20 protein-coding genes and 1 pseudogene are annotated in these 19,257 nt (G+C 59.4%); 6 read left to right on the forward strand and 15 right to left on the reverse strand.

Annotation, left to right across the window (positions count from 1 at the left end):
• Positions 1-55 precede the first annotated feature (55 nt).
• The 4 genes from ACKZ62_RS04490 to ACKZ62_RS04505 form a co-directional block, all read right to left on the reverse strand.
• Positions 56-1,954, reverse strand: coding sequence for an alkaline phosphatase D family protein (locus tag ACKZ62_RS04490; protein WP_447096371.1), 1,899 nt, complete (start codon positions 1,952-1,954; stop codon positions 56-58).
• 512 nt (positions 1,955-2,466) lie between these two features.
• Positions 2,467-4,710 carry an ATP-binding protein gene (locus ACKZ62_RS04495; RefSeq protein ID WP_447096372.1) on the reverse strand — a complete coding sequence of 748 codons (2,244 nt, stop codon included), beginning with the start codon at positions 4,708-4,710 and terminating at the stop codon, positions 2,467-2,469.
• Positions 4,707-5,321: a biliverdin-producing heme oxygenase gene (locus ACKZ62_RS04500; protein ID WP_447096373.1), complete on the reverse strand. Its 615-nt coding sequence runs from the start codon at positions 5,319-5,321 to the stop codon at positions 4,707-4,709. Before ACKZ62_RS04500 ends, ACKZ62_RS04495 begins: the two co-directional genes overlap by 4 nt.
• Positions 5,322-5,515: 194 nt before the next feature.
• Positions 5,516-5,896, reverse strand: a complete 381-nt coding sequence (locus tag ACKZ62_RS04505) for a response regulator (protein ID WP_122755884.1) — start codon at positions 5,894-5,896, stop codon at positions 5,516-5,518.
• A gap of 277 nt (positions 5,897-6,173) precedes the next feature.
• Between ACKZ62_RS04505 and ACKZ62_RS04510 the strand changes: the two genes are divergently transcribed.
• A complete protein-coding gene (locus ACKZ62_RS04510) occupies positions 6,174-6,548 on the forward strand; it encodes a c-type cytochrome (RefSeq protein ID WP_032885636.1) in 375 nt (124 codons plus the stop codon).
• Here ACKZ62_RS04510 and ACKZ62_RS04515 read toward each other — a convergent pair whose 3' ends face one another.
• Genes ACKZ62_RS04515 through ACKZ62_RS04535 form a run of 5 tightly spaced genes read right to left on the reverse strand, consistent with a single transcriptional unit; the run spans position 6,549 to position 11,256 of the window.
• Positions 6,549-8,570, reverse strand: coding sequence for an LTA synthase family protein (locus ACKZ62_RS04515; protein WP_447096374.1), 2,022 nt, complete (start codon positions 8,568-8,570; stop codon positions 6,549-6,551). It abuts the gene before it with no gap.
• A complete protein-coding gene (locus ACKZ62_RS04520) occupies positions 8,570-9,154 on the reverse strand; it encodes a hypothetical protein (protein ID WP_122680690.1) in 585 nt (194 codons plus the stop codon). Before ACKZ62_RS04520 ends, ACKZ62_RS04515 begins: the two co-directional genes overlap by 1 nt.
• A complete protein-coding gene (locus ACKZ62_RS04525; RefSeq protein ID WP_095186393.1) occupies positions 9,154-10,422 on the reverse strand; it encodes a sialidase family protein in 1,269 nt (422 codons plus the stop codon). Before ACKZ62_RS04525 ends, ACKZ62_RS04520 begins: the two co-directional genes overlap by 1 nt.
• Positions 10,423-10,444: 22 nt before the next feature.
• Positions 10,445-10,990, reverse strand: coding sequence for a cytochrome b/b6 domain-containing protein (locus tag ACKZ62_RS04530; RefSeq protein WP_099602188.1), 546 nt, complete (start codon positions 10,988-10,990; stop codon positions 10,445-10,447).
• Entirely contained in the window at positions 10,990-11,256 is a 267-nt protein-coding gene (locus ACKZ62_RS04535; protein WP_447096375.1) for a PepSY domain-containing protein, read from the reverse strand. The genes ACKZ62_RS04530 and ACKZ62_RS04535 overlap by 1 nt, the downstream gene beginning before the upstream one ends.
• 147 nt (positions 11,257-11,403) lie before the next feature.
• On the opposite strand from ACKZ62_RS04535, the gene ACKZ62_RS04540 reads away from it, so the two are divergent.
• Positions 11,404-12,066: a response regulator gene (locus tag ACKZ62_RS04540; protein ID WP_032885641.1), complete on the forward strand. Its 663-nt coding sequence runs from the start codon at positions 11,404-11,406 to the stop codon at positions 12,064-12,066.
• Positions 12,063-13,442, forward strand: a complete 1,380-nt coding sequence (locus tag ACKZ62_RS04545) for a sensor histidine kinase (protein WP_122763881.1) — start codon at positions 12,063-12,065, stop codon at positions 13,440-13,442. Before ACKZ62_RS04540 ends, ACKZ62_RS04545 begins: the two co-directional genes overlap by 4 nt.
• Positions 13,443-13,645: 203 nt before the next feature.
• Here the strand turns inward: ACKZ62_RS04545 and ACKZ62_RS04550 are convergent, their stop codons facing one another.
• The 3 genes and pseudogenes from ACKZ62_RS04550 to ACKZ62_RS04560 form a co-directional block, all read right to left on the reverse strand.
• Positions 13,646-13,870 carry a pyocin S6 family toxin immunity protein gene (locus ACKZ62_RS04550; RefSeq protein ID WP_122763880.1) on the reverse strand — a complete coding sequence of 75 codons (225 nt, stop codon included), beginning with the start codon at positions 13,868-13,870 and terminating at the stop codon, positions 13,646-13,648.
• A pseudogene (locus ACKZ62_RS04555) lies at positions 13,867-15,000 on the reverse strand (colicin E3/pyocin S6 family cytotoxin). The gene ACKZ62_RS04550 and the pseudogene ACKZ62_RS04555 overlap by 4 nt, the downstream one beginning before the upstream one ends.
• 147 nt (positions 15,001-15,147) lie before the next feature.
• The gene (locus ACKZ62_RS04560) at positions 15,148-15,519 is read right to left on the reverse strand and encodes a PH domain-containing protein (protein WP_032885644.1); all 372 of its coding nucleotides are present in this window, start codon (positions 15,517-15,519) and stop codon (positions 15,148-15,150) included.
• Positions 15,520-15,646: 127 nt separating this feature from the next.
• Between ACKZ62_RS04560 and ACKZ62_RS04565 the strand changes: the two genes are divergently transcribed.
• Positions 15,647-16,282 carry a LysE family translocator gene (locus tag ACKZ62_RS04565; protein ID WP_122763879.1) on the forward strand — a complete coding sequence of 212 codons (636 nt, stop codon included), beginning with the start codon at positions 15,647-15,649 and terminating at the stop codon, positions 16,280-16,282.
• Positions 16,283-16,288: 6 nt separating this feature from the next.
• Here the strand turns inward: ACKZ62_RS04565 and ACKZ62_RS04570 are convergent, their stop codons facing one another.
• Positions 16,289-16,618 carry a hypothetical protein gene (locus ACKZ62_RS04570; RefSeq protein WP_122763878.1) on the reverse strand — a complete coding sequence of 110 codons (330 nt, stop codon included), beginning with the start codon at positions 16,616-16,618 and terminating at the stop codon, positions 16,289-16,291.
• 198 nt (positions 16,619-16,816) lie between these two features.
• On the opposite strand from ACKZ62_RS04570, the gene ACKZ62_RS04575 reads away from it, so the two are divergent.
• The gene (locus tag ACKZ62_RS04575; RefSeq protein WP_032885647.1) at positions 16,817-17,713 is read left to right on the forward strand and encodes a hypothetical protein; all 897 of its coding nucleotides are present in this window, start codon (positions 16,817-16,819) and stop codon (positions 17,711-17,713) included.
• Positions 17,714-17,731: 18 nt separating this feature from the next.
• Positions 17,732-18,016 (forward strand): hypothetical protein, encoded by a 285-nt coding sequence (locus tag ACKZ62_RS04580; RefSeq protein WP_032885648.1) that lies wholly within the window; start codon positions 17,732-17,734, stop codon positions 18,014-18,016.
• A gap of 2 nt (positions 18,017-18,018) precedes the next feature.
• On the opposite strand, the gene ACKZ62_RS04585 is transcribed toward ACKZ62_RS04580, so the two are convergent.
• Together ACKZ62_RS04585 and ACKZ62_RS04590 are read right to left on the reverse strand one after the other, a co-directional pair.
• Complete coding sequence (locus ACKZ62_RS04585) at positions 18,019-18,465, reverse strand: hypothetical protein (RefSeq protein ID WP_447096376.1); 447 nt, start codon at positions 18,463-18,465, stop codon at positions 18,019-18,021.
• Between the two features lie 8 nt (positions 18,466-18,473).
• The gene (locus tag ACKZ62_RS04590; protein WP_099602183.1) at positions 18,474-19,214 is read right to left on the reverse strand and encodes a hypothetical protein; all 741 of its coding nucleotides are present in this window, start codon (positions 19,212-19,214) and stop codon (positions 18,474-18,476) included.
• Between the last annotated feature and the right edge of the window lie 43 nt (positions 19,215-19,257).

Genomic DNA, 19,257 nt, shown 5'->3' on the forward strand with positions numbered 1-19,257 from the left:
GGGATTGAAGGCTTTGAATAGGATGGGTGTGCTGCTTTTGGATGATGGCTATTGGCTATTGCTGCGGCGCCACCATCCTTGTTCGAGGTTTGCCGTCCGCGTTGTGCTGGTAAATAGCCTCCGGCTGCCCCCGCTCGTTGAAAAACACTTGGCCAATTCCGGCCGAATTCCATAACCGTTCACCGGCTTCGGCATGTTCCGGGATATGGGGGACCACCTGCATGGTGCGGCGGCGAGTGAACCAGTTCAGGGGCGATCGCGGCGAATAAAGCCAGCGGTTGAGGCGGTCGAACCATTCCAGCAATCGGGGTGGGAATTCGTTCTTGATGCCGCTGCTGGTGATCTGCCAGATTCTCGGGCCGGCGTTGCGGTGGCGGATCAGCACTTCATAGACAAACGAGTAGTGCACGTCGCCCGAGAGGATCACGTAGTTACCCGGCGTGCGCGAGTGGCGGAAGATGTTGAGGATGACCTTAGCTGCGCCGCGATGAGCCATCCAGTTCTCGGCGTCCACCAATAAAGGATGGCCGCACCAACTGAAGATTTTTTGCACGGTCTCGATCAGCTTGACGCCAAAAATCGGCGCGGGAGAGACGATGATGGCTGAGGGATGATCGAGCAGCTCTTGTTGCAGTTCGCTCAAGGCTTCCCAGTCAAGGAGGCCTGATGGGTGCTTGAGCGTGAATTCGCTGCGCCAGCGCCGGGTGCGGGTGTCGAGCACCACCAAGGCCGGCGTTGTGGGCAGGACGTAATGCCACTGCTGGAACTTCAGCAGTGTCTCCACCAACTGGTCCTGCGCGAGCGCGTCCAAGTGATTGTCCTGCGTGTGGGTGACCAGTGTCTGCGTTTGGCCCACCAGCTCAACAAAGGCATCCGGGTTATTCCCCCAACCCTGGCACAGCAGGTAGGCGAGCAGCGCGTTACCTATGATGCGTTTGGAAAACGGATGGCCGTAGGCGGTTTCTTCCCATTGGGCGCTGAGGTTCCAGTCGTCGGTGATGTCGTGGTCGTCAAAGATCATCAGGGTGGAGAGGTGGGCAAATACCCGTGCTACGTCCGGCAAACCCTCACGGAATGTATCCAGCGTCACTTGCTCACGCGCATAGCGCGATGACTCCTCGGCGCTCAGTTGCGGCGGTTGTGGGGTGATCAGGTTCCAAGGCGCAGGCGACCACACCAGCAAGTACATCGCCATGACTTCGGCGAAGGTCACCAGATGGTTGTCGGCGGTGCTGCTGGTGAAAATCGGTTTTTTCACGCCGCCAAAAAAACGTTCACGCAGGGTCTCGTTGCTGTCCAGCGCCGGGAGCAGATCGGCGCGGTTGTAGTAGCTGGCGTGATGCCCGTAGAGGCTGGCGCTATCGTCTACCACGGCGCCTTCCAGGTATTCGTCGAACAGGCCCAGGCGCGCAATCAGCCCATGGATCGCGCGCAGCATCGGCCCGGCGACATCGTCGGCATACACTTGGTCGCCGCTCATCATCAACAAGGCCGGGCGCTCGGTTGGGTTCTGCGCATTGGCCAGCAGGCGATCAACGCAAAGCAGGCCTTCGTCGGCACTGTGGTGAGGTTTGCGGCACGAGCCGTGCACCAGTTGATGGATACGGCTGTGCAGCACGAAGCTCGGGTATTGGGCGTTGGCGTACAGCAAGTGGGGCGCCCACTGGGCTATGCCGGTGCCGTCGACGAGCAAGTCATAGTCGATGATCACATCCTGCGGCAGCGCCTTTTCCAGCCGTATATCAATCAGGTGGACAAACGCCTCGCGGCCCACCTGCACGACTTGGCATTGGTCCTGGCCCAGCGGGATATCCAGGTGCTGCTCGGCAGATTGCAGCCTCAGGGTCAGGGTTAATGCTCGGCTTCCCACCAGCCACAACACCAAGCGTTGGGGTTCCAGGCGCCGCAGCAGAGGGCCGGCGAGTACGGCGGGCAAGGTGTCGGGATGTGGCATGCAGTAAAAGGCTCCGGCCAGGGTTGAACCGGAAAGATTAGCGCAACGGATGTCAGTGTTTTGTTAAGACGCGACGACCTACAAAGACGAGGGGCAGTGCACTGCCCCTCGTACGACGGTTTAAGGCAAGTTGCCCTTGCCCAGGCTGTCTAGGCTGCCGGTATTCCTGTGTCGGCCATCGCGCGCCGAACCGTCAGCGTCCTGAGGTTCGAGCTGCGATTGAGGGCCGTCGATGCTGCGCTTATTGCGTTGAAGGGGGGCGTCGTCATGCGGTGCAGTGGGGTATTGAGCAGGCAGAGGGGGAGAATTTATAGGGCCGAGCATGGAAGTATCCTTCTATCAGTCGAGGGTGACTTCGCCCTGTTGAGCGAAGTGGCGACAAACTTATAGAGGACGAGGGGCGTCGAGCTATAAACGCCCTGCTGCAAGATATGACGGAGGTTGAGGCCGCTCTCTAGAGCAGGCCATGTCTGGTTATTGCCAGAGACCCCTTGCCACAAGGTCGCTGGCGCTTAGGTCGGTGAGTTTTCAATTACGTTCGGCACCGTAAACCGGAACTCGCTGCCGCGCCCCACTTCACTTTCAGCAATGATCTTGCCGCCGTGGGCGTGGACGATGCCCTGGGTGATGTAGAGCCCCAAGCCACTGCCCGTTGGATTGTTTTCGGTCTGGGTCCAATAGCGGTCGAACACATGGGGCAATTGCTCCGGCGCAATGCCCTCGCCGGAGTCGCGCACCGAAAACACGGTCTCCTCACCATTGCTCATGGCACTGATGCCGATAGTGCCTTGGCGCGGCGTGAACTTGATGGCGTTGCCGATCAGGTTCGAGAGCACCTGGAACATCCGCTCAGGGTCGCCGTTGATCACCAGATCAGGCTCGGCGCTGAACGACAGGTCGATGCCTTTTTCCATCGCCAGCGGTGCGAGCAACGAGTAAGCCTCTTCGAACATCTGGCTCACATCCAGCGCCACTGGCTTGACCACATAGCGCCCGGCCTCGATTTTCGAAGTGTCGAGCAAGTCTTCCAGCAGCACATTCATACGCCCGGCGGCTTGCTGCATGGTGTCGATGGCCGTGGAAATCCGCCGCGACGTGTGTGGGCCATCGGAGCTGAAGGCCTTTTGCATCATGCCGCACAACATCGAAATGACCGTCATCGGGTTGCGCAAGTCGTGGGATACCACCGCCACCAGTTCATCACGGGCGCGCACGGCTTGTTGCTCACGCGCTACCTGGCGTGCCAGGTCGTTTTCCAGGGCGGAGCGACGCAGGTCATTGGCGGCAAACAGGTCACCATGGCTCCACTTGGTGGAGATGCCGGCCATTTCCACTTTCCAGATTTCAAACGAAGTGCGTGGGCGAAGGCGCAAGCCAGCGTCGGAGTTTTCCAGATCCAGTGGCTTGTTCGGGTCGCCGCTCCAGTTGATGTTCTCCTTCACTTCCGGGCGGAACCACAGCACACCGTTATCCACCGGTTTAGGCAGGCTCATGGCCAGGACACCGCTGGCCATCTGCTGAAACTCAGCGGCCGGCGGGTAGACGGAGGCCAGGTTATGGCTTGAAAACACCGTATCGCCGCTCTCTTGAAGCCACTTGTGCAACGCGCGGATCTGCGCCGGTTCCGGGCAGTTGCCGTAGCGGTGCAGTTGCTTGTCTTCGATGATCGCCACACCGCCGGACAGGGTCAGGTCCATCAGCACTTGGCCTTGCAGGGCCAGGCCATCAAACACGTTGTCCGCCGAGGCTTTCATCGCCTGATCCAGTAACGCCAGGGCCTCGACTTTTTCCTCGCGCTGGCGGCTCAGGTCCAAGGCTTCCATGGCGCTGATCTGCAATGACAACACCTGGCCGATGGTCTGGCAGGCGGTGCGCAACTCGTTGGGCACCAGCAGCGGTTCACGGTTGCCGCAGCTGATCAGGCCCCAGAGTTTGTCGCCCTTCATCAGCGAGATGCTCATGGACGACAGCACACCCATGTTCTGCATGTACTGACAGTGAATCGGCGACACACTGCGCAGGGTGGCGAAGCTGAGGTCCAGCGGCTCACCGTTGTCCGGGCGCAGTTTGGGCAGCAGTGGCACTGGCTCGTAGGCCGCGTTGGGAATGATGCGCAACCAGTTGGTGCGATACAGTTCGCGGGCCTGCTCGGGAATATCGGACGCGGGGAAGAACAGCCCGTTGAACAGTTCCATGGACGGCGCGGACGCTTCGGCGATCACTTGGCCGTGGCCTTCCTCTTCGAAGCGGTAGATCAGCACGCGGTCGTAGCCGGTCATGGCTTGGATTTCATGCACGCTGATTTCGTACAGCGCTTGCAGGGTTTTCGCCGCCTGCAAACGTTGCAGCATCTTGCCCAAATCACTGGTGCGACGATTCATTGCACGCGGCTGGAAATTCTCCAGCAACGGTTCGAATTCCAGTATCAGCACGCCCTGATGGCGATGAAGCAGGCCATCGAACTTGGTGCCGTTGAAAGTGACGTGCAGCGGCGGCGCGTCGATAAAGTTGTTGAGCTCGACCATGTGTTGCACAGCCTTAGCGTGCTCTGCGCCCAGCAACCGGTGCAGCGGCTGGTCCAGCAGCGTCTCCGGTGCATGATTGAACAGGCTGGCGACGTTGGCGCTGACTTGGATGATCTGCAAGCCGGGGTCAGACAGCGTCAGCAACACACCATGGGGCTGGATGGCCCCTGGAATGCGAATAGGCTCGTCCGCACAGTTGGCAAGCAGCTCTTCAAAATCATCGGGTTTCATAGCAATACCTCCTGGCTGTCGAGCCATTGCTCAAAGCAGCGGAATGTCGAACGGGCCGCGTCTACCGCGTGTTGTTTGGCTGGTGCGTCCAGCGGCTGGTGGCCCAGATAGTCGAGAAAGTCTTTCCAGCGCCGACCAGTCTCGGGGCCATACACATTGAGAAACGCACCGCCGTTATCGGCGTCCAGACCCAGGCGCTGAGCCATTTCCCGGCGCAGTACCTGGCCGCCCAGCGTAGCGCCTTCGAGCACATACAAGGCGCCCAGGCATGCAGCAGGGGTATCGAGGAGCGGCAGTTGGGTGCAGCGGGGCAGGTCGTTGATAGCCATGTCATTCAGGCCAAGGGCGAGAAGATCGCTCAACAGAGTGGGCGTTTTCACACGCAGTTCTGTGTCATAGCCATCAGGGATCAACTCACAATCGTACAGCGCTGCTTCCATTGGCCCATAAAACCCGTAATACGCCTGGAGCAAGCGTCGAAACCAGTCGGCATTCAGGTATTCGCTGAAAAACGGCAGGCGCTTTTCCAGCGCTACATGCAGCAGGGCCGTGCCTGTGCGCAACGCTTCCAACAACGAGGGCACACCACCGTCAGGGGCCTGTGAATGCATTCAATAAGCTCGAACTGTGGGCCTGCCGGCCATAAATGACGCATAGAATTGGGCAGTGATTCTACACACCTCATGGCCATTGGCTGTACGCACAAGGCGAAAAGCCTGACCAGCGGATCAGAAAAGTCTCTCCTTGCTCATTAATGACCGCAGTGTTTGTCCCAAAGTTCGGCTTCAGTGATGTTGCGATGCTATCAATGCAGGTGCGGGCTTTGCTGGGTCAGTGCCGTTTGCACGCACTCAATCAGGTGTTCGGCGCTCCACGGTTTCGGTAGAAACCGCACAGAGCTACCCAGTTGCGCCGCGATCTTAGTGTTGCCGGATGTCAGCACTACCTTTACCTCTGGCCAACGATGGGCCACTACCCGGCTCAAGTCATAGCCGTTGAGCAAACCTGGCATCTGAACATCACTGACAATCAAGTCGACCGGTTCATCATCCCGCTCCAGAAAAATCATCCCTTCATCCGCCGAAGGAAATGACGTCACATGAGCCCCAAAATCCTCAAGTACATCCACCATTAACGAGCGAATGATCTCGTCGTCTTCCAGTACTAAAATCGATGGCTGAGCCATGATCGTTACTCCACCATCAGGGTTCAGTAAGGTGGAGTGGAAGACCATCGGATAGGTTCGATTGGATATGTCCAAAACGATGGGTGGTTACTCAGAGGGGTCTATTTTGCTTGTTTGCGGGGAGGTGCGGCACGATCCCTGTGCTCTGCAATGCACGCAAAAGGCTGTCGACCCTGAATGCTCCCCTGATCGAGCGTGGACCGAAGCGCTGATCTGGATGGGCATGCGTTCCTGACAAACAGGCATAATCGCCCGCATTCGCCGATGTGGAGTTCCCATGAAGTACGTCCTGCTCACCCTCGCCCTGATCCTCAACACCCAGTCAGCCCTCGCGGCCGGCGACGCCGAGGCGGGTGGCAAGCTCTTTACCAAGACCTGCGGCGGCTGCCACAGCGTCGGCGAAGGGGCGCGCGGTGGGTTCGGCCCGGAACTCAACGGCATCATCGGCAGGCCTGCCGGCACCACCACCGACTATCAGTATTCTGACGCGATGAAAAACTCCGGCGTGGTCTGGACGCGGGACAAGCTCGCCGCCTATATCGAGGCGCCGAAGAAGGTGGTGAGCGGTACGCGGATGATCTTTTGGGGCATCAGTGATCAGGAGAAAATCGACAACATCCTGGCCTACCTCGAAACCTTCCAACCCAAATAATCACTCCCGCACATTTTTGAACAGCATCAACCGCGCACTCTCATGCAGCCCACGGGTCAGCGCCTGCAAACGCTGAAACTCTGCGGGATGTTGCGTTGCCACATCCTCTCGCGGTGTCTTTGAGGCCAGGTCATGCAGGGTCGGTGAGCTGCCGTCGTGTTGCATTTGCAACAGGAAGTGTTGGGTCACGCCGCCGATGATTGGGAACGTTCCCTCACGCAACACCAGCGGCACCACGCGTTCCCCTTCCGGAGCAGGCTGTTGGATATCCCGGCCCATGGCGCCATTGGTGAACGGCACGCCTGCCATGCCCGCAACGGTCGGCAACAAATCCGCCAGGCCCACCGCCTGTTCGATCACCCTAGGTGCCAGGCCCGGCGCGTGGATCAACAACGGCACGTTGTTGCTTTCCAGCCCCAGCTGTTCAAAGGCAGGCGGCATGTGCGGGATCTGGCTGATGCGCGTGTTGTGGTCGCCGAAGAACACAAAAATGCTGTTGTCGTAGTAACCACCGGCCTTGGCGATTTCCATCAAGCGGCCGATGTTGTAGTCGAGCAGGCGCACCGCGTTGTATTGCTCGACACTGCGCGAACCGGCTGCCTGGACTTGCTCCAGGGTCACGTTCGCCACCTGGAAACCGTCGTTGTCTTTGGGAATCGTGAAGGGTCGATGGTTGCCGGAGGTTTGCAGGTAGGCGAAGAACGGCTGGTCCTTGGGCATCCTGCTCAACAGTTCGTCACCTTCCTTGAACAGGTCCAAGTCTGAAATACCCCACACATCCACCCGTGGCGATTGCCAGTCGCTCTCTTCAAACAGCTGCACGTCGTCGATGCTCTGGCGGATCAGCGCGTTGATGTTCGCCCAGCCGGCGTTGCCGCCGATCATGTAGAACTTCTGATAGCCCTCGAATGCGTTGATCACCGTGTGTTGCCGGGTGATCAGCGGATTGCGCGTGGCAGTCTCCTGGCGGGTGACGTCGGGCACGCCGGTGATGCTGGCCCAGACAGTCTTGGCGGTGCCGGTGACCGGTACGTAGAAGTGCTTGAAGAACCAGCTTTGGCTGGCCAGTTTATCCAGGTTCGGCGTGGGATTGAGCGGGTTGCCGTAGGCCCCGACGGCGCTCGTGCCAAGGGATTCGAGCATCACGAAGATTACGTTCAGCGGGCGCTCGCCGGCCAGGCGATAGGGCTGCACACCCTGGTGGCGGGTGAAATTCAGTTGCTGGGCGTCCGGTTGATCCACCCCCAAGTACTGGGCGACTTGCGGGTAATGCTTACGCACCTGGGCTTCATCGAACTGCGATTGGCCGACCTTGAGGGTGTCGTACAAAAACAGCACCGGGTTGAGGCCCACGGCGGCCACCTGGCTGTTGCCGGAAAAGAACGCATCGCTCCAGCGCAGCGGCACCGGGTTTTCCAGGTTGAGGTTGGCCACGCGCCCCAGCAGGGCGAGCAGCACGGCGACCACGCCAACTACTGAGACTGACGTCACCGCCCATCGATTAATGGGGGTTGGCGCACGGTCCAGGGTCAGGCGCTCCAGGCAGATCAACGCCCATACCCACAACCCCACTGCCGCCAGCCAGCAGGCGGTTATCCACAGCACTGGATAGGTTTCCCACACCATCTGTTGTGAAATCTGTGCGTCTTGCAGGTAGCGCAGCACCGTCGCATTGATGCGTACGCCGAGGTAGGCGTAATGGCCGAAGTCGATGATGTACACCAGGCCGATCATCGCCAGTGCGACCACCAGGTAGGCACGTGCCAGCCAGCGCAGGACTGGCAGCGTGGTGAGGTTCCAGCGCGGCAGCCATGCCAGCACGGCCAGCGGCAGCAGCAGCAACACCGCCAGGCGCAGATCGAAACGCAGGCCGATGCCGAGGGTTTCCAGCAGTGCAGGGGTTATCACATCAAGGCCGGAAAAACCCAGCACAAACACCAGTCGCAACGCAGCCAGCAGCACAAACACCAACCCGATCGCGCCCATGCCGTAGCGCAGGCGACGTGATTGCAACGCACTCATCAAATTTTCCATTCTTTAAAGCAGTACAGTTTGAGTTGCATTAATCCAGCGACGACGCAGTAGCCTGCCAAGAGCGGATCAACCAGATAATCCCAATAGTTCTCTGAGGCCTTGAGCCGCAATGCGAACGCCAGCGTGCCGATCACCAACATCCACACCGCCAGCGCATTGCGCAGCCACAGCATCAACAGCGCCGCCACCGCGACCAGCACAATCATCGGTCGAGGGTTGAAGCCCAAGCGGTACGGGTCGAAATAGGTCAGGCCTAACGTGGCCGGGTATAGCACCAGGCTCAGTAGGCCAAACAGCAGCAACATCTGCACCTGATGTGGTCGAGCCAGCGGCTGCACCACGCCCAGACGGCTCAGCGCAACCCACCCCAACAACACCAGCGTGCTGATCGCCAAATCATCGGTAAAACTGCGGACATAGGCCGCCAATGGCAGCTCATTGATCGGGATAACGCTCACCACCACCAGGACTGGCAGCAACCACGGTCGCCATCGGGCGGTAAATCGAAACGTGCTTAACAGCACAAACCCCAACAGCACAAAACTCAAATGCGCCTGCCACAGCAACACCATCACAGACGCTCCGCCAGCCAGGCTTCGTTGAAGCTGACATGTTTGATAAACGTGTTATTCCATGAGTACACCAGGTGGTACATACCGTCCGGGCTGCGGCTGAAGTACGGGTACTCGTATTCGAAATCGCAGCCACGGGGTTTGCACACGCGGTAGTCGAGGCTGCTGAGAAAACGTTGCTCCAGCGGTAAACGCTGCGCGCCGCTGGAGGCGCGAAAGCCTTCGCCGATGATCTCTTTATAAGCTTCGGGGGCGAACGGTTGGCCGAGCGGGTCCGGTGATTCGTCCAGTTGCACCACAGTGCGCCACTGGCTGAGCTGGGCGTCGGTGCCATAGAGGCTGAGCTTGAAGCGGCCGTCCTGCAGGTCATTGAGCGCCACCAGCAACCCATCGTCCACCGTGCCCACCGCCGCCAGCGACGAGTTAGGGTTGGCCGGTTCCAGCGGGTACGGCTGGCTCCAGGTTTGCCCGGCGTCTTCAGTGCGGCTGGCCAGCACGCGGTGATGGGTGTCGCCGGCATAGCGCAACATCGCCACGGCGCGTTGGCCGTCCAGGGGCACGATGGTCGGTTGCAGGGAATTCTTGCCGCGGCTGATACGGAATTTGTCGATCACCGCTCCGTCTGCGCTCAGGTACAGGTACTCGGCAAACTTGCCCATGAACTCGTGGTACACCGGCAGGCCGATGGAGCCGTCGGCGTGGAACACCGGCGCGGCGCGGACCAGGGTGCTGATATTGAAGAACGGCGAGGTCACCAGTTGCCGAGGGGCCGTCCAACTGGCCCCCAGGTCATCCGACACCATCACGTTGATCGCACTGGTGGCCCAGCCGCCCACTGACACCGACACATAAAACATCCACAGGCGTTTATCCGGCGCCAGGGCAATCACCGGGTTGCCGAGCTTGCGGATATAACGCTGGGTTCCGTCGCGGGTGCTTTCCCGCGTGGCCAGCACCTGTTCGGCGCCCCATTCGCCGGTGCGTGCATCAAAGCGCGCGGTGCGCACCTGCACATCAGCGGCGCCTTCGCGTGAGCCGGCGAACCACACCGCCATCAAGTCGCCGCCGGGCAGGGCGGTCACGGATGAGGAGTGCACAAAGTCGGTGAGCTGGGTGGATACGAACCGGCTGCTGTACTGCGCCGGCGCCGCCACTTTTGCGGTGTTCGGGCTGGTCTGGGCAAACGGCGCCAGCACATGGGGCGGATGGCTTTGCCAGGCAGCGAAAAACACTGCCAGCAGGCTGCATATCAATAAGGCGGAGCGCATAGGGAACCTGTGGGTAAAAGGATTACTGCGCACGTTCATCCGGCAGGCGCTTCCTGCGACCGGTGAGCATGGATAACGGCAGGTTGTCCCGCACCTGGATACTTTCAAACACGGCAGCCAGCACATGCAGGCATACCAAGCCAAGCAGCGCATTGGCGGCGGTCTCGTGGACTTGCAGCGGCCAATCGGCGCCCCAGAGGGCATCGACTTCCTGCATCAAAAAGCCACTCACGCCGACGGTGAGTAACGCCAGCAACATCAACAGCATCACCAGCGCGCCAATCGGCGAATGCCCCAAGCGGTGTTGCGGCTTACCCTTGAGCAACGAGCGCGCGTGGGCATTCAGCCTTTTTGGCGTAGGCCAAAAGTCTGCCCACCGTGCGCTGCGCGGTCCGACAAATCCCCACACCGTTCGCACCAGCAGCCAGGCCATGGCGTAATAACCCAGCCAGACATGCCAGTCGTCGCCGGCTTCGTTGAAGAAGTAATTGGCGACGAAGACCCCGGCGATGGAGGCGTGGAACAGCCTCACCAGCGGGTCCCACAGGCGTAGGGATTCGCCTGGCATCAGCCTTTGATCTCAGTCTTCACGGCCTTGCCGGTGACCGGGTCGTGGTAGATCTCAACTTTGCGCTTGTCCTTGTCGAACCCGTAGATCTCATAGCAGTTGCCATCAGTGACCTTGAACTTGCTGATGGTGTAGCCCTCGGCCTTGAGCTTGTCCTGGAAGGCTTTTTCGTCTTGCCATTGCGAGCGCTCGGCGGTGGTGCATTGCGGGCCGGCGAAGGCCAGGGGGCTGGCGAGGATCAGGGACAGCAGGAAAATTTTGCGCATGGAAAAGCTCTCAGCAAATGTGGGAGATTTCACAGTGCAAAACCAACCTTAGGGCAACCTTAGTTGGCAACGAGCCGTAACATCTTTGCTGAAATAGCCCCGGCCATAACCCGGCATGATGCCGCCGATTCCTACAGAGATTTTGCTATGCGCCTACTCCTTGTCGAAGATGACCGTGCCCTCGGCCAAGGGATTCGTGTGGCCTTGGGCGCCGAGGGCTACACCCTGGATTGGCTGCAGGATGGCGTTGCGGCGCTGCATGCGTTGCGCACGGAGAGCTTCGATCTACTGCTGCTGGACCTCGGCCTGCCCCGCCTCGACGGCCTCGACCTGTTGCAGCAACTGCGCGCCGAGCAACATGATCTTCCGGTGCTGATCCTCACCGCCCGCGACGGCACCGCCGAGCGCATCGCCGGATTGGACGCTGGCGCCGACGACTACTTGGTCAAACCCTTCGACGTCGAAGAGCTCAAGGCACGCGTGCGCGCGCTGTTGCGCCGCAGCCAGGGCCGTGCGCAACCGATGCTCGAACACGCCGGCGTCAACCTCGACCCCGCCACCCAGCAGGTGCGTTACCTGGATGAGGACATCATCGTCACCCCCATGGAATACCAACTGCTGCACCAACTGATGGTACGCCCCGGCAAAGTGGTGACCCGCGAGCGCTTGTCTCGCGCGTTGTATGGCTGGCAGGACCGCGTCGAAAGCAACACCTTGGAAGTGTTGATTCACAACCTGCGTAAAAAGTTATCCACCGAGCTCATACGCACCGTGCGCGGCGTTGGCTATGTGCTGGTACTCAAGCCATGACCTCCGTGCGCGCGCGCATCCTCGTGCCGGTGCTGGTGTTGATCCTGCTCGGCGATGCCCTGATCAGTTGGCTGGTGCTGCGCGACAGTCACCACGAAATCGAAGAAGTCTACGACGCCCAACTCGCCCAAAGCGCGCGCCTGCTGCAAGGCGTACTGCGCCAGCGCGACCCCGGCGAGGCGGATTGGGACCGCTTGTACCAGGCGTTTGATCAGGCCATGAGCCGCGTGGGCGAAGAGGGCGTGGCTCATCCCTATGAAACTCGCCTGACCTTCCAGGTGTGGCGCAGCGACGGCCAGCTACTTGTACGCTCAGCCGAAGCGCCGGTGCTGGCCGCACCGCCCGCGACCCTTGGTTCCCACGACATCATCGACAACGGCAACGACTGGTGCGCCTTCCTCCTCGCCGACCCGCAACAGGGCCTTTTGATTTGGGTGGGTGAGCGCGACGACATCCGCCAAGACGTGATCCAACGCATCATGCGTCACACCCTCTGGCCGACCCTCATCGGCGTGCCGCTGCTGACGGTGTTGATCTGGCTGTTAATCGGTTGGGGTCTCAAACCCCTGCGCGCCATGGCACTGTCGATTCGTGGACGCAATTCCGACACCTTGCAACCGCTGCACCTCAAACCGCTGCCCTCCGACCTGGAACCCATGCAAACCGCGCTCAACCGGCTGTTGGTGCAGGTGGACGAGTTGTTGGAGCGCGAACGCCGGTTCATCGCCGACGCCGCCCACGAACTGCGCACCCCCCTGGCGATCCTGCGTATCCATGCGCAAAACGCCCAAAGCGCGGAGACAGTGGAGCAACGACGCGAGGCATTGGAATTTCTGGTAAGCGGTGTCGACCGCGCCACCCGCATCGGCAGCCAGTTACTGACCATGGCGCGCATTGAGCCGCAGTTGAACAACCCTGTGCGCAGCCGTGTGCAATTGACAGAGTTAGTACGCGAAGAATTGGCAGAACTTACCCCGCTGGCCATGGAGAAAGGTGTGGAGCTGGTGCTGGAGGGTGACGAAGAATGCTGGGTTGAAACCGAGCCCGTGGCACTGGCCATCGCCCTGCAAAATCTGGTGACCAACGCTCTCAACTTTTCCCCCCCGGGCAGCGAGGTGAAGGTGGTGATTGGTGCCTTTTGCCTGAGCGTGCAGGACCAGGGGCCGGGGATTGATGAAGCGGAAATCGGGCGTTTGTTTGAGCGGTTTTATAGCCGTGACAATGCCAATGGCGCCGGGTTGGGGCTGGCGATTGTCGAGATGATCGTCGGCAAGATCGGCAGCCGGCTGGCGTTGCACAACCTGGAGCGTGGTGGGTTGTGTGCGCGGTTGGTATTTAACGAAGAAATCCAGAACAGCAGCCCTTCAACTGCCTGAGCTGAAAGGGCATGTGTAGTGAGCGGGCTTGCCTCGCGCAGGTCTGCGAAGCAGCCCCAACTCGGCCACCGAGATTTTCCATAGGAACCGCAGGGCTTGGTTTCAGGGCCGCTTCGCGCCCCAGCGCGGGGCAAGCCCGCTCACCAGGGAGATCCTCGTCAGCCTTTAGTCGGCGAATGGAGTTTGAATGCCCCTTGGCTCACTTAGTCGTGTGAGGTAATGAATAAGTCAAAGTGAGTGGGCAGCTTTAGAGCAATCGCTTTTTCTATCTTGAGTACTTGTTCTTCCGTCAGTAGATAGTCAAATACGCAATCCTCCAGTTTCTCCCACCCCATAATGTCCATCAGGTCTTGAGTGGACAGAGGTAGCGCCTGTTCAAAGGATGCAAAGTCCTCGTTAGGCAAAACGCCCATAACTGAGTGGTTCATGGTTCTACCGTCCTTTCAGGCTTGGCTGGCTTAGGTTGGTTACCGGTCAAATGATCGAACTCGCCGAGATGAATTCCGCGCTTGGAGTACTTTTCCACAGCGCCATGTTGAGCGTCCCATTCATAGATCGTCCCGTCGGGATCTTTCCATCTTGGGCGTTGGCCACCCCCCGTCATTGGAGTTTTCGAGCGAGCCCACTTGGCTTTCGGAAATGCAGCTAGGAGTTTTGGTTTGGGGTGATAGGTATGATCCCCAGCCCGAACACTGACCACCACATACAACGGCCGACCCCCCCACTCCACCGGGAACACCAGAATAAAATCCCGATATTCCGGCGGATAAACCGGGTTCACCAAAATCTGCGCAGCCTTCTGGTTTGGCGGGTAAATCCAAATTACCGGCGCCTGCGGTGCAGCCTCCAACGCTGGGATTCCCAGGGCGTCCCCCGGATCAACCGCAGGCGTCCAGATCAGCTCCACACCTTGGCCCAAATCCGCCACAAACTGATCGCCACGGCTTTGCAACTGCACCACATCGATCATCTGACAGTCGGCATTGTTGCCGGTGTAAAACCCATAGCCCTTGAGCGTGCCGTCCTTCAACTGCTCAACATGCAAACGCATCTGTGAGCGAGCCCGTTGCATCGAGCGCAATTGCTCATCGCTGTACAGCGCGCTATCACCCAGCGCCGATGGCCAGGCCAACGCCACTAACCCCGTCAACAACGCCCCGGCTACAGAGCCGACAGCAGTCGCTGCCGACTCCAACACCGCTGCACGCAACGCCTACTGCCCCAAGCCAACGGGCAATGCGCTTCCGCTGATCTTGCGCAGCGAGACCGTCCTCCGAGCGTCCACTTCACGCCCGCCCAGCAGGCTGAAATGTCCGTACTCCTTGACCAACTCCAGCGGTACGAAACCGCTGGGATCGGCGTAGTGGGTGATGCCGTCGGGCAGTTGGCAGGGTTTGGTGAATACGCAGCCGGGAGGCTTGGTGGGGGAGGGGGCTGGCGCGGGAGGACTGTCGAATAGATGGAGCGATGGCGAAAAAGGCCGCCGTGCCGGTTGCGGTGTCAGGATTCGCTGTTTGAGTTGTTGTTCTTCGGTGAGAGGGTATGCGCGCTCTGACATGACAGGCTCACCTCCTTGTGTGGGGACGTGAGCCTAAGAGGGGGTATGAGCGGACTAAGTCGGATTTGTTCGATGATGGGTGTGGGAAAACGAGACAGGGGTCAGAAGAGCGCTATCGTTTCGAATATTTTGATTTTTACCTGCTGATCAGGTCAGCAGGTGCTTGGAAATCAACCGCGAAATCTCAACAATCGACGTCTTCCCCGTAAATTCAAATTTCACCTTCCCCAGCGAAGAAAAGTAAATCTCCAACTCCGAATCCAGATCAAACGTGCCGGACGTTTCCACCGAGTACGCCACGATATTTTTATACGGCAGCGACGTGAAGTCCTTCTTGCTCCCGGTAATCCCCTGCACGTTCACGGCGATGATGCGCTTGGTGGTAAACACTACGCCGTCGCGCATGGCTTTGTAGGCGTCGACCACTTCCTCGCCGTCCAGCAGCAGGGCGGCTACGCGTTCGGCGTATTCGTTGTTTTGTTTGAGCTTGAAGAAACCTTTGTTGTTGAAGTCGATCATGGGCCTGCCTCGTGGGTGTATGCCGATTTGCTCGTGGATCTGTATCTAACGCGGGCATTTTGAACGCCCTACCATGGCGACCAACCTTACAACCTTGCCCAGATGTTTCAACAACCGGAGCCGCACCATGCCTGAACTATCCAGCTGGCTTGCCTATGCGCTGATCTCCCTCGGCATGGTGCTGACGCCCGGACCGAACATGATTTACCTCATATCCCGCTCGATCTGTCAGGGCCGTACGGCTGGATTGATTTCCCTGGGCGGCGTGGCGTTGGGTTTTTTGGTTTATATGCTTTGTGCGGCGTTGGGAATTACCGCGTTGGTCATGGCGGTGCCGTTTGCCTACGACGCGCTGCGGTTTGGTGGGGCGTTGTACCTGGCCTATATGGCGTGGCAAGCGATCAGACCGGGCGGGCGTTCACCGTTTCAGGTGCGCGATTTACCCAAGGACAGCCCACGCAAGCTGTTCACAATGGGGCTTGTGACCAACCTGCTGAACCCCAAGGTGGCGGTGATGTATTTGTCGTTGCTGCCCCAGTTCATCGACCCGAACGGCCATAGCAGTGTGCTGACACAATCACTGGTGTTGGGCTTTACGCAGATTTTTATCAGCGTGGGTGTCAACGCGGTGATTGCCACCCTGGCGGGCTCCATCGCGGTGTTTTTCGTCACCCGGCCCGGTTGGCAAGTGGTGCAGCGCTGGCTGATGGGCTCAGTGCTGATGGGGTTGGCGGTGCGCATGGCGGTGGAAGGGCGGCGGTAGGTCGCCTCACTGGATGTCTTTTAGATAATCCTTGAGGGTGGTTAACGGCTCGGGCAGTTCATCCAGTTGATGGGCATTTTGCACAGCCGCCGCCAGCCGTTGCAGTTCACGTCCCAGTACTGTGTCGGCACCGCCCACCGCCATCAAAGCCTGGCCCGCACACTCATCAATCTTCACCAAGATTTCAGCCAAATCCCCCTGCCGCACCAACAGCCCAAACACCTCCCTGTCATAGCCAACCATCACCGGATCATCCCGCAAAACCGGGCTGCCACCGTCCACCTCATGCACCAACTTGAGTGCAAAAAGCGCCACAGCTTCCAGCGTCAATTCCATGGTCTTGGTTCCTCAACATACGGGGGGAGGGGGATGATCACTGTTCTGTGTGTGAAAAAAAAGACCTGGCCCACTTTGCGGCGTGCATCACATTAAGGCCTCTGCACAAGGAACGATACTAATTGGCCATGTTCCAACTCGCCGTGCCAAGCGCACCCAAGCAGCCCGCTTTATCTACTTACAAGGACGCAAGCCCCCATGCCCTCATCCCCTTTTCAATCGCCTTCCAATACTGGTGAGCTGATCGCCAGCTTCCGTCATGGCAAAGCCTTTCTTGTGGTCAGTTTGATCTTTGGTTCTGTGATGCTGGGGATGGCCGGGTTTGTGCTGTACCTGAGCACCATCCTGCCGCAGGGCAACAATGGCCCCGTCACTCTCCAGACGTCACGCGGCATGACCTTGAATTTCAGCGATCCGCTTATGGTGTTTTATGCCACCAGCGCCTTGCTGGCGGTGATCGGCCTGAGCATGTTTGCGGTCTACGCCTGGCACAAAAAGCTGCGTGCGCCCCGTTATGACGTGTACGAGCACGGCATCGAGCGCTTCGTGAACGATGAGCGCGAATACACGGCCTTTGCCGATATCGAGGACCTGTATCTGTTCGGCTCCGGCCAAACCGTGTTGACCGGTATGGTTACCAACGTTGCCTATCGCCGCAATGCTTCGGAACCGTTTCACCGGGTGATCGAGACCCTCAAGGGCTTTCACGATTTCCAGCAGCTGGTGCGTGAACTGCACGTACGCGCACGCCTGCCGGCGGTGGCGGCGACGCTGGAGGCGGGCGGGGCGGTAACGTTCAATTGCATCAGCACTGCGCAGGTCTGGGGCAAGCGGGTCAGCGGCAACTTCCTCAAGATCACCACGACGCCAATTCTGGTCAGCGCCGCCTTCCTTGAGTACCAGGGCCGCAAAGTGCCGATGGCATCGTTGCGCACCGTCGACCTCAACGCCTGGACCGAGAACGTGGTGATCAAGGACGACAGCGGCAAGCCCGTGCTGTCGACCATCGCCACCGGCATCCTCAGCCATGACCTGTTCCTCAACACCCTGGATGTGGTGTTTGCGGTTGAAGAACAAGCCCGTGAGTTGGCCTAAGCCCAGGAGTATCAAACGATGATTTATCGCGGCGCAGGCTGGCTCACGCTGTTCACTCCGGTGGCCATGGTGCTGTTGTTGATGGGGTTGTGGCCTGATCCCAGCGTCAAGCCAGGCAATGTCTCGCTGATGCAGTTCCTGATAGGCGCGGGTGTTGGCTCGGCGATCAACGTGGTGCTGGGCTTCGTGCTCAATCGGCATCCGCACGCTGATGGGGTGCGCCATCACTTCTTTTTCATGCCGATGCAGTGGCCGGCGCTGGTGATCACCGTGGTCTGTGCGCTGATCGCCCTGTTGAAATAAACCTACCGGCCGCTCGGCAAGGGCGGCCGCGTGTCGCGTTGTTCCAGATTGACGCGGAACGTGGTGTACGTGTCGCCATCGGCCAGGTAGAGGTTGCTTCGGTACACCTCGACTGCACCATCGAGTTTGATGTGCAGGCCATTGGCGACCCGTTCGATCACTACATTCTGCAAGTCGGTGTCCGAAACCAGGAACGGTGGCTTCTTGCCCAGGCGCACCTTCATCACCTCGTCGCTGCTTTCGTAATCGTCTGCGTAGAACCGCAGGCTTTTGGGCTCCCCTGCGTTCCTCGCGTCTTGCACGATGTACACCCACTGCCCGGGTATGAACGCTTGCTTGAGGACTATTTGCGACGGGAATTGCGGTTTATGTACGAGCGCGTAAGCCAACAGCACTGCCAGGCAGGCTAGAAAGGCCCAACCGAGAAGCTTTTTGGTCCGTTGAGTCATCACTTTGCTCAGCTGTAGTCGAAGGTAAATAACACCAGGCCTTCAATCGGCTCGTAGAACATCACGATCAAGTCGGCCCCCGCGGTGCGGTAATGCCAGCCGGGCACGCTGGCGACGTGGAAAAACCGGTTGCCGGCCGGGCTCAAGGGATACACGTTCGAATCGCCACGGTCGGGGTCCAGTTCAATGATCTGCATCGGAAACTCCACCGACTCCACCCAGTTAGCCAAGCCGTCGACTTCGCCGCCCAGTTGGGTGACAAACTCCACCGCATCCAGCGGCTCGCCGTCTTCGCGCGCCAGTACCCCGTGGGTGTTGAACCGCTCGACCGTGCGGGCAAATGCGCGGTGTTGCTCAGCACAGTGACGCTCCAGGTCCGCCCGCGCGCCGGGGTGAGGGTCGGCCAGTTGCGCGTTGCCTGCATGGAGAAAGAAGTAGCGCGGGTCGCCGCATAGGCGGTATCGCCCCTGCTCAAGCTGAAAGCCGATCCAGTTGGTTTTCAGCAGGTCACCGTGAAAGCCGTCCCATTCGGTCAGCTCGCCGACAAGACTCTCATAGGGCTCCAATGGGCTCAGCATGTGCACGACGCCCGACCATTCGGGATTCACCTGGCCCAGGTCAAGGCTGAAGAGCGGATGCAGATGCTTGGCCAGTTCCAGTTGATCGGCGACGAATACGTCTTCAATCGCCGGAAAGGGCTGCATGCCTGTGGGGATTTGGGTGAAGTCTTGGGAGAGCGTATTGGTCATGGGGTGTCTTCCTTGATCGTGGATATCAACGCAAAAAATCAGG

The sequence above is a fragment of the Pseudomonas sivasensis genome (genome assembly GCF_052938085.1).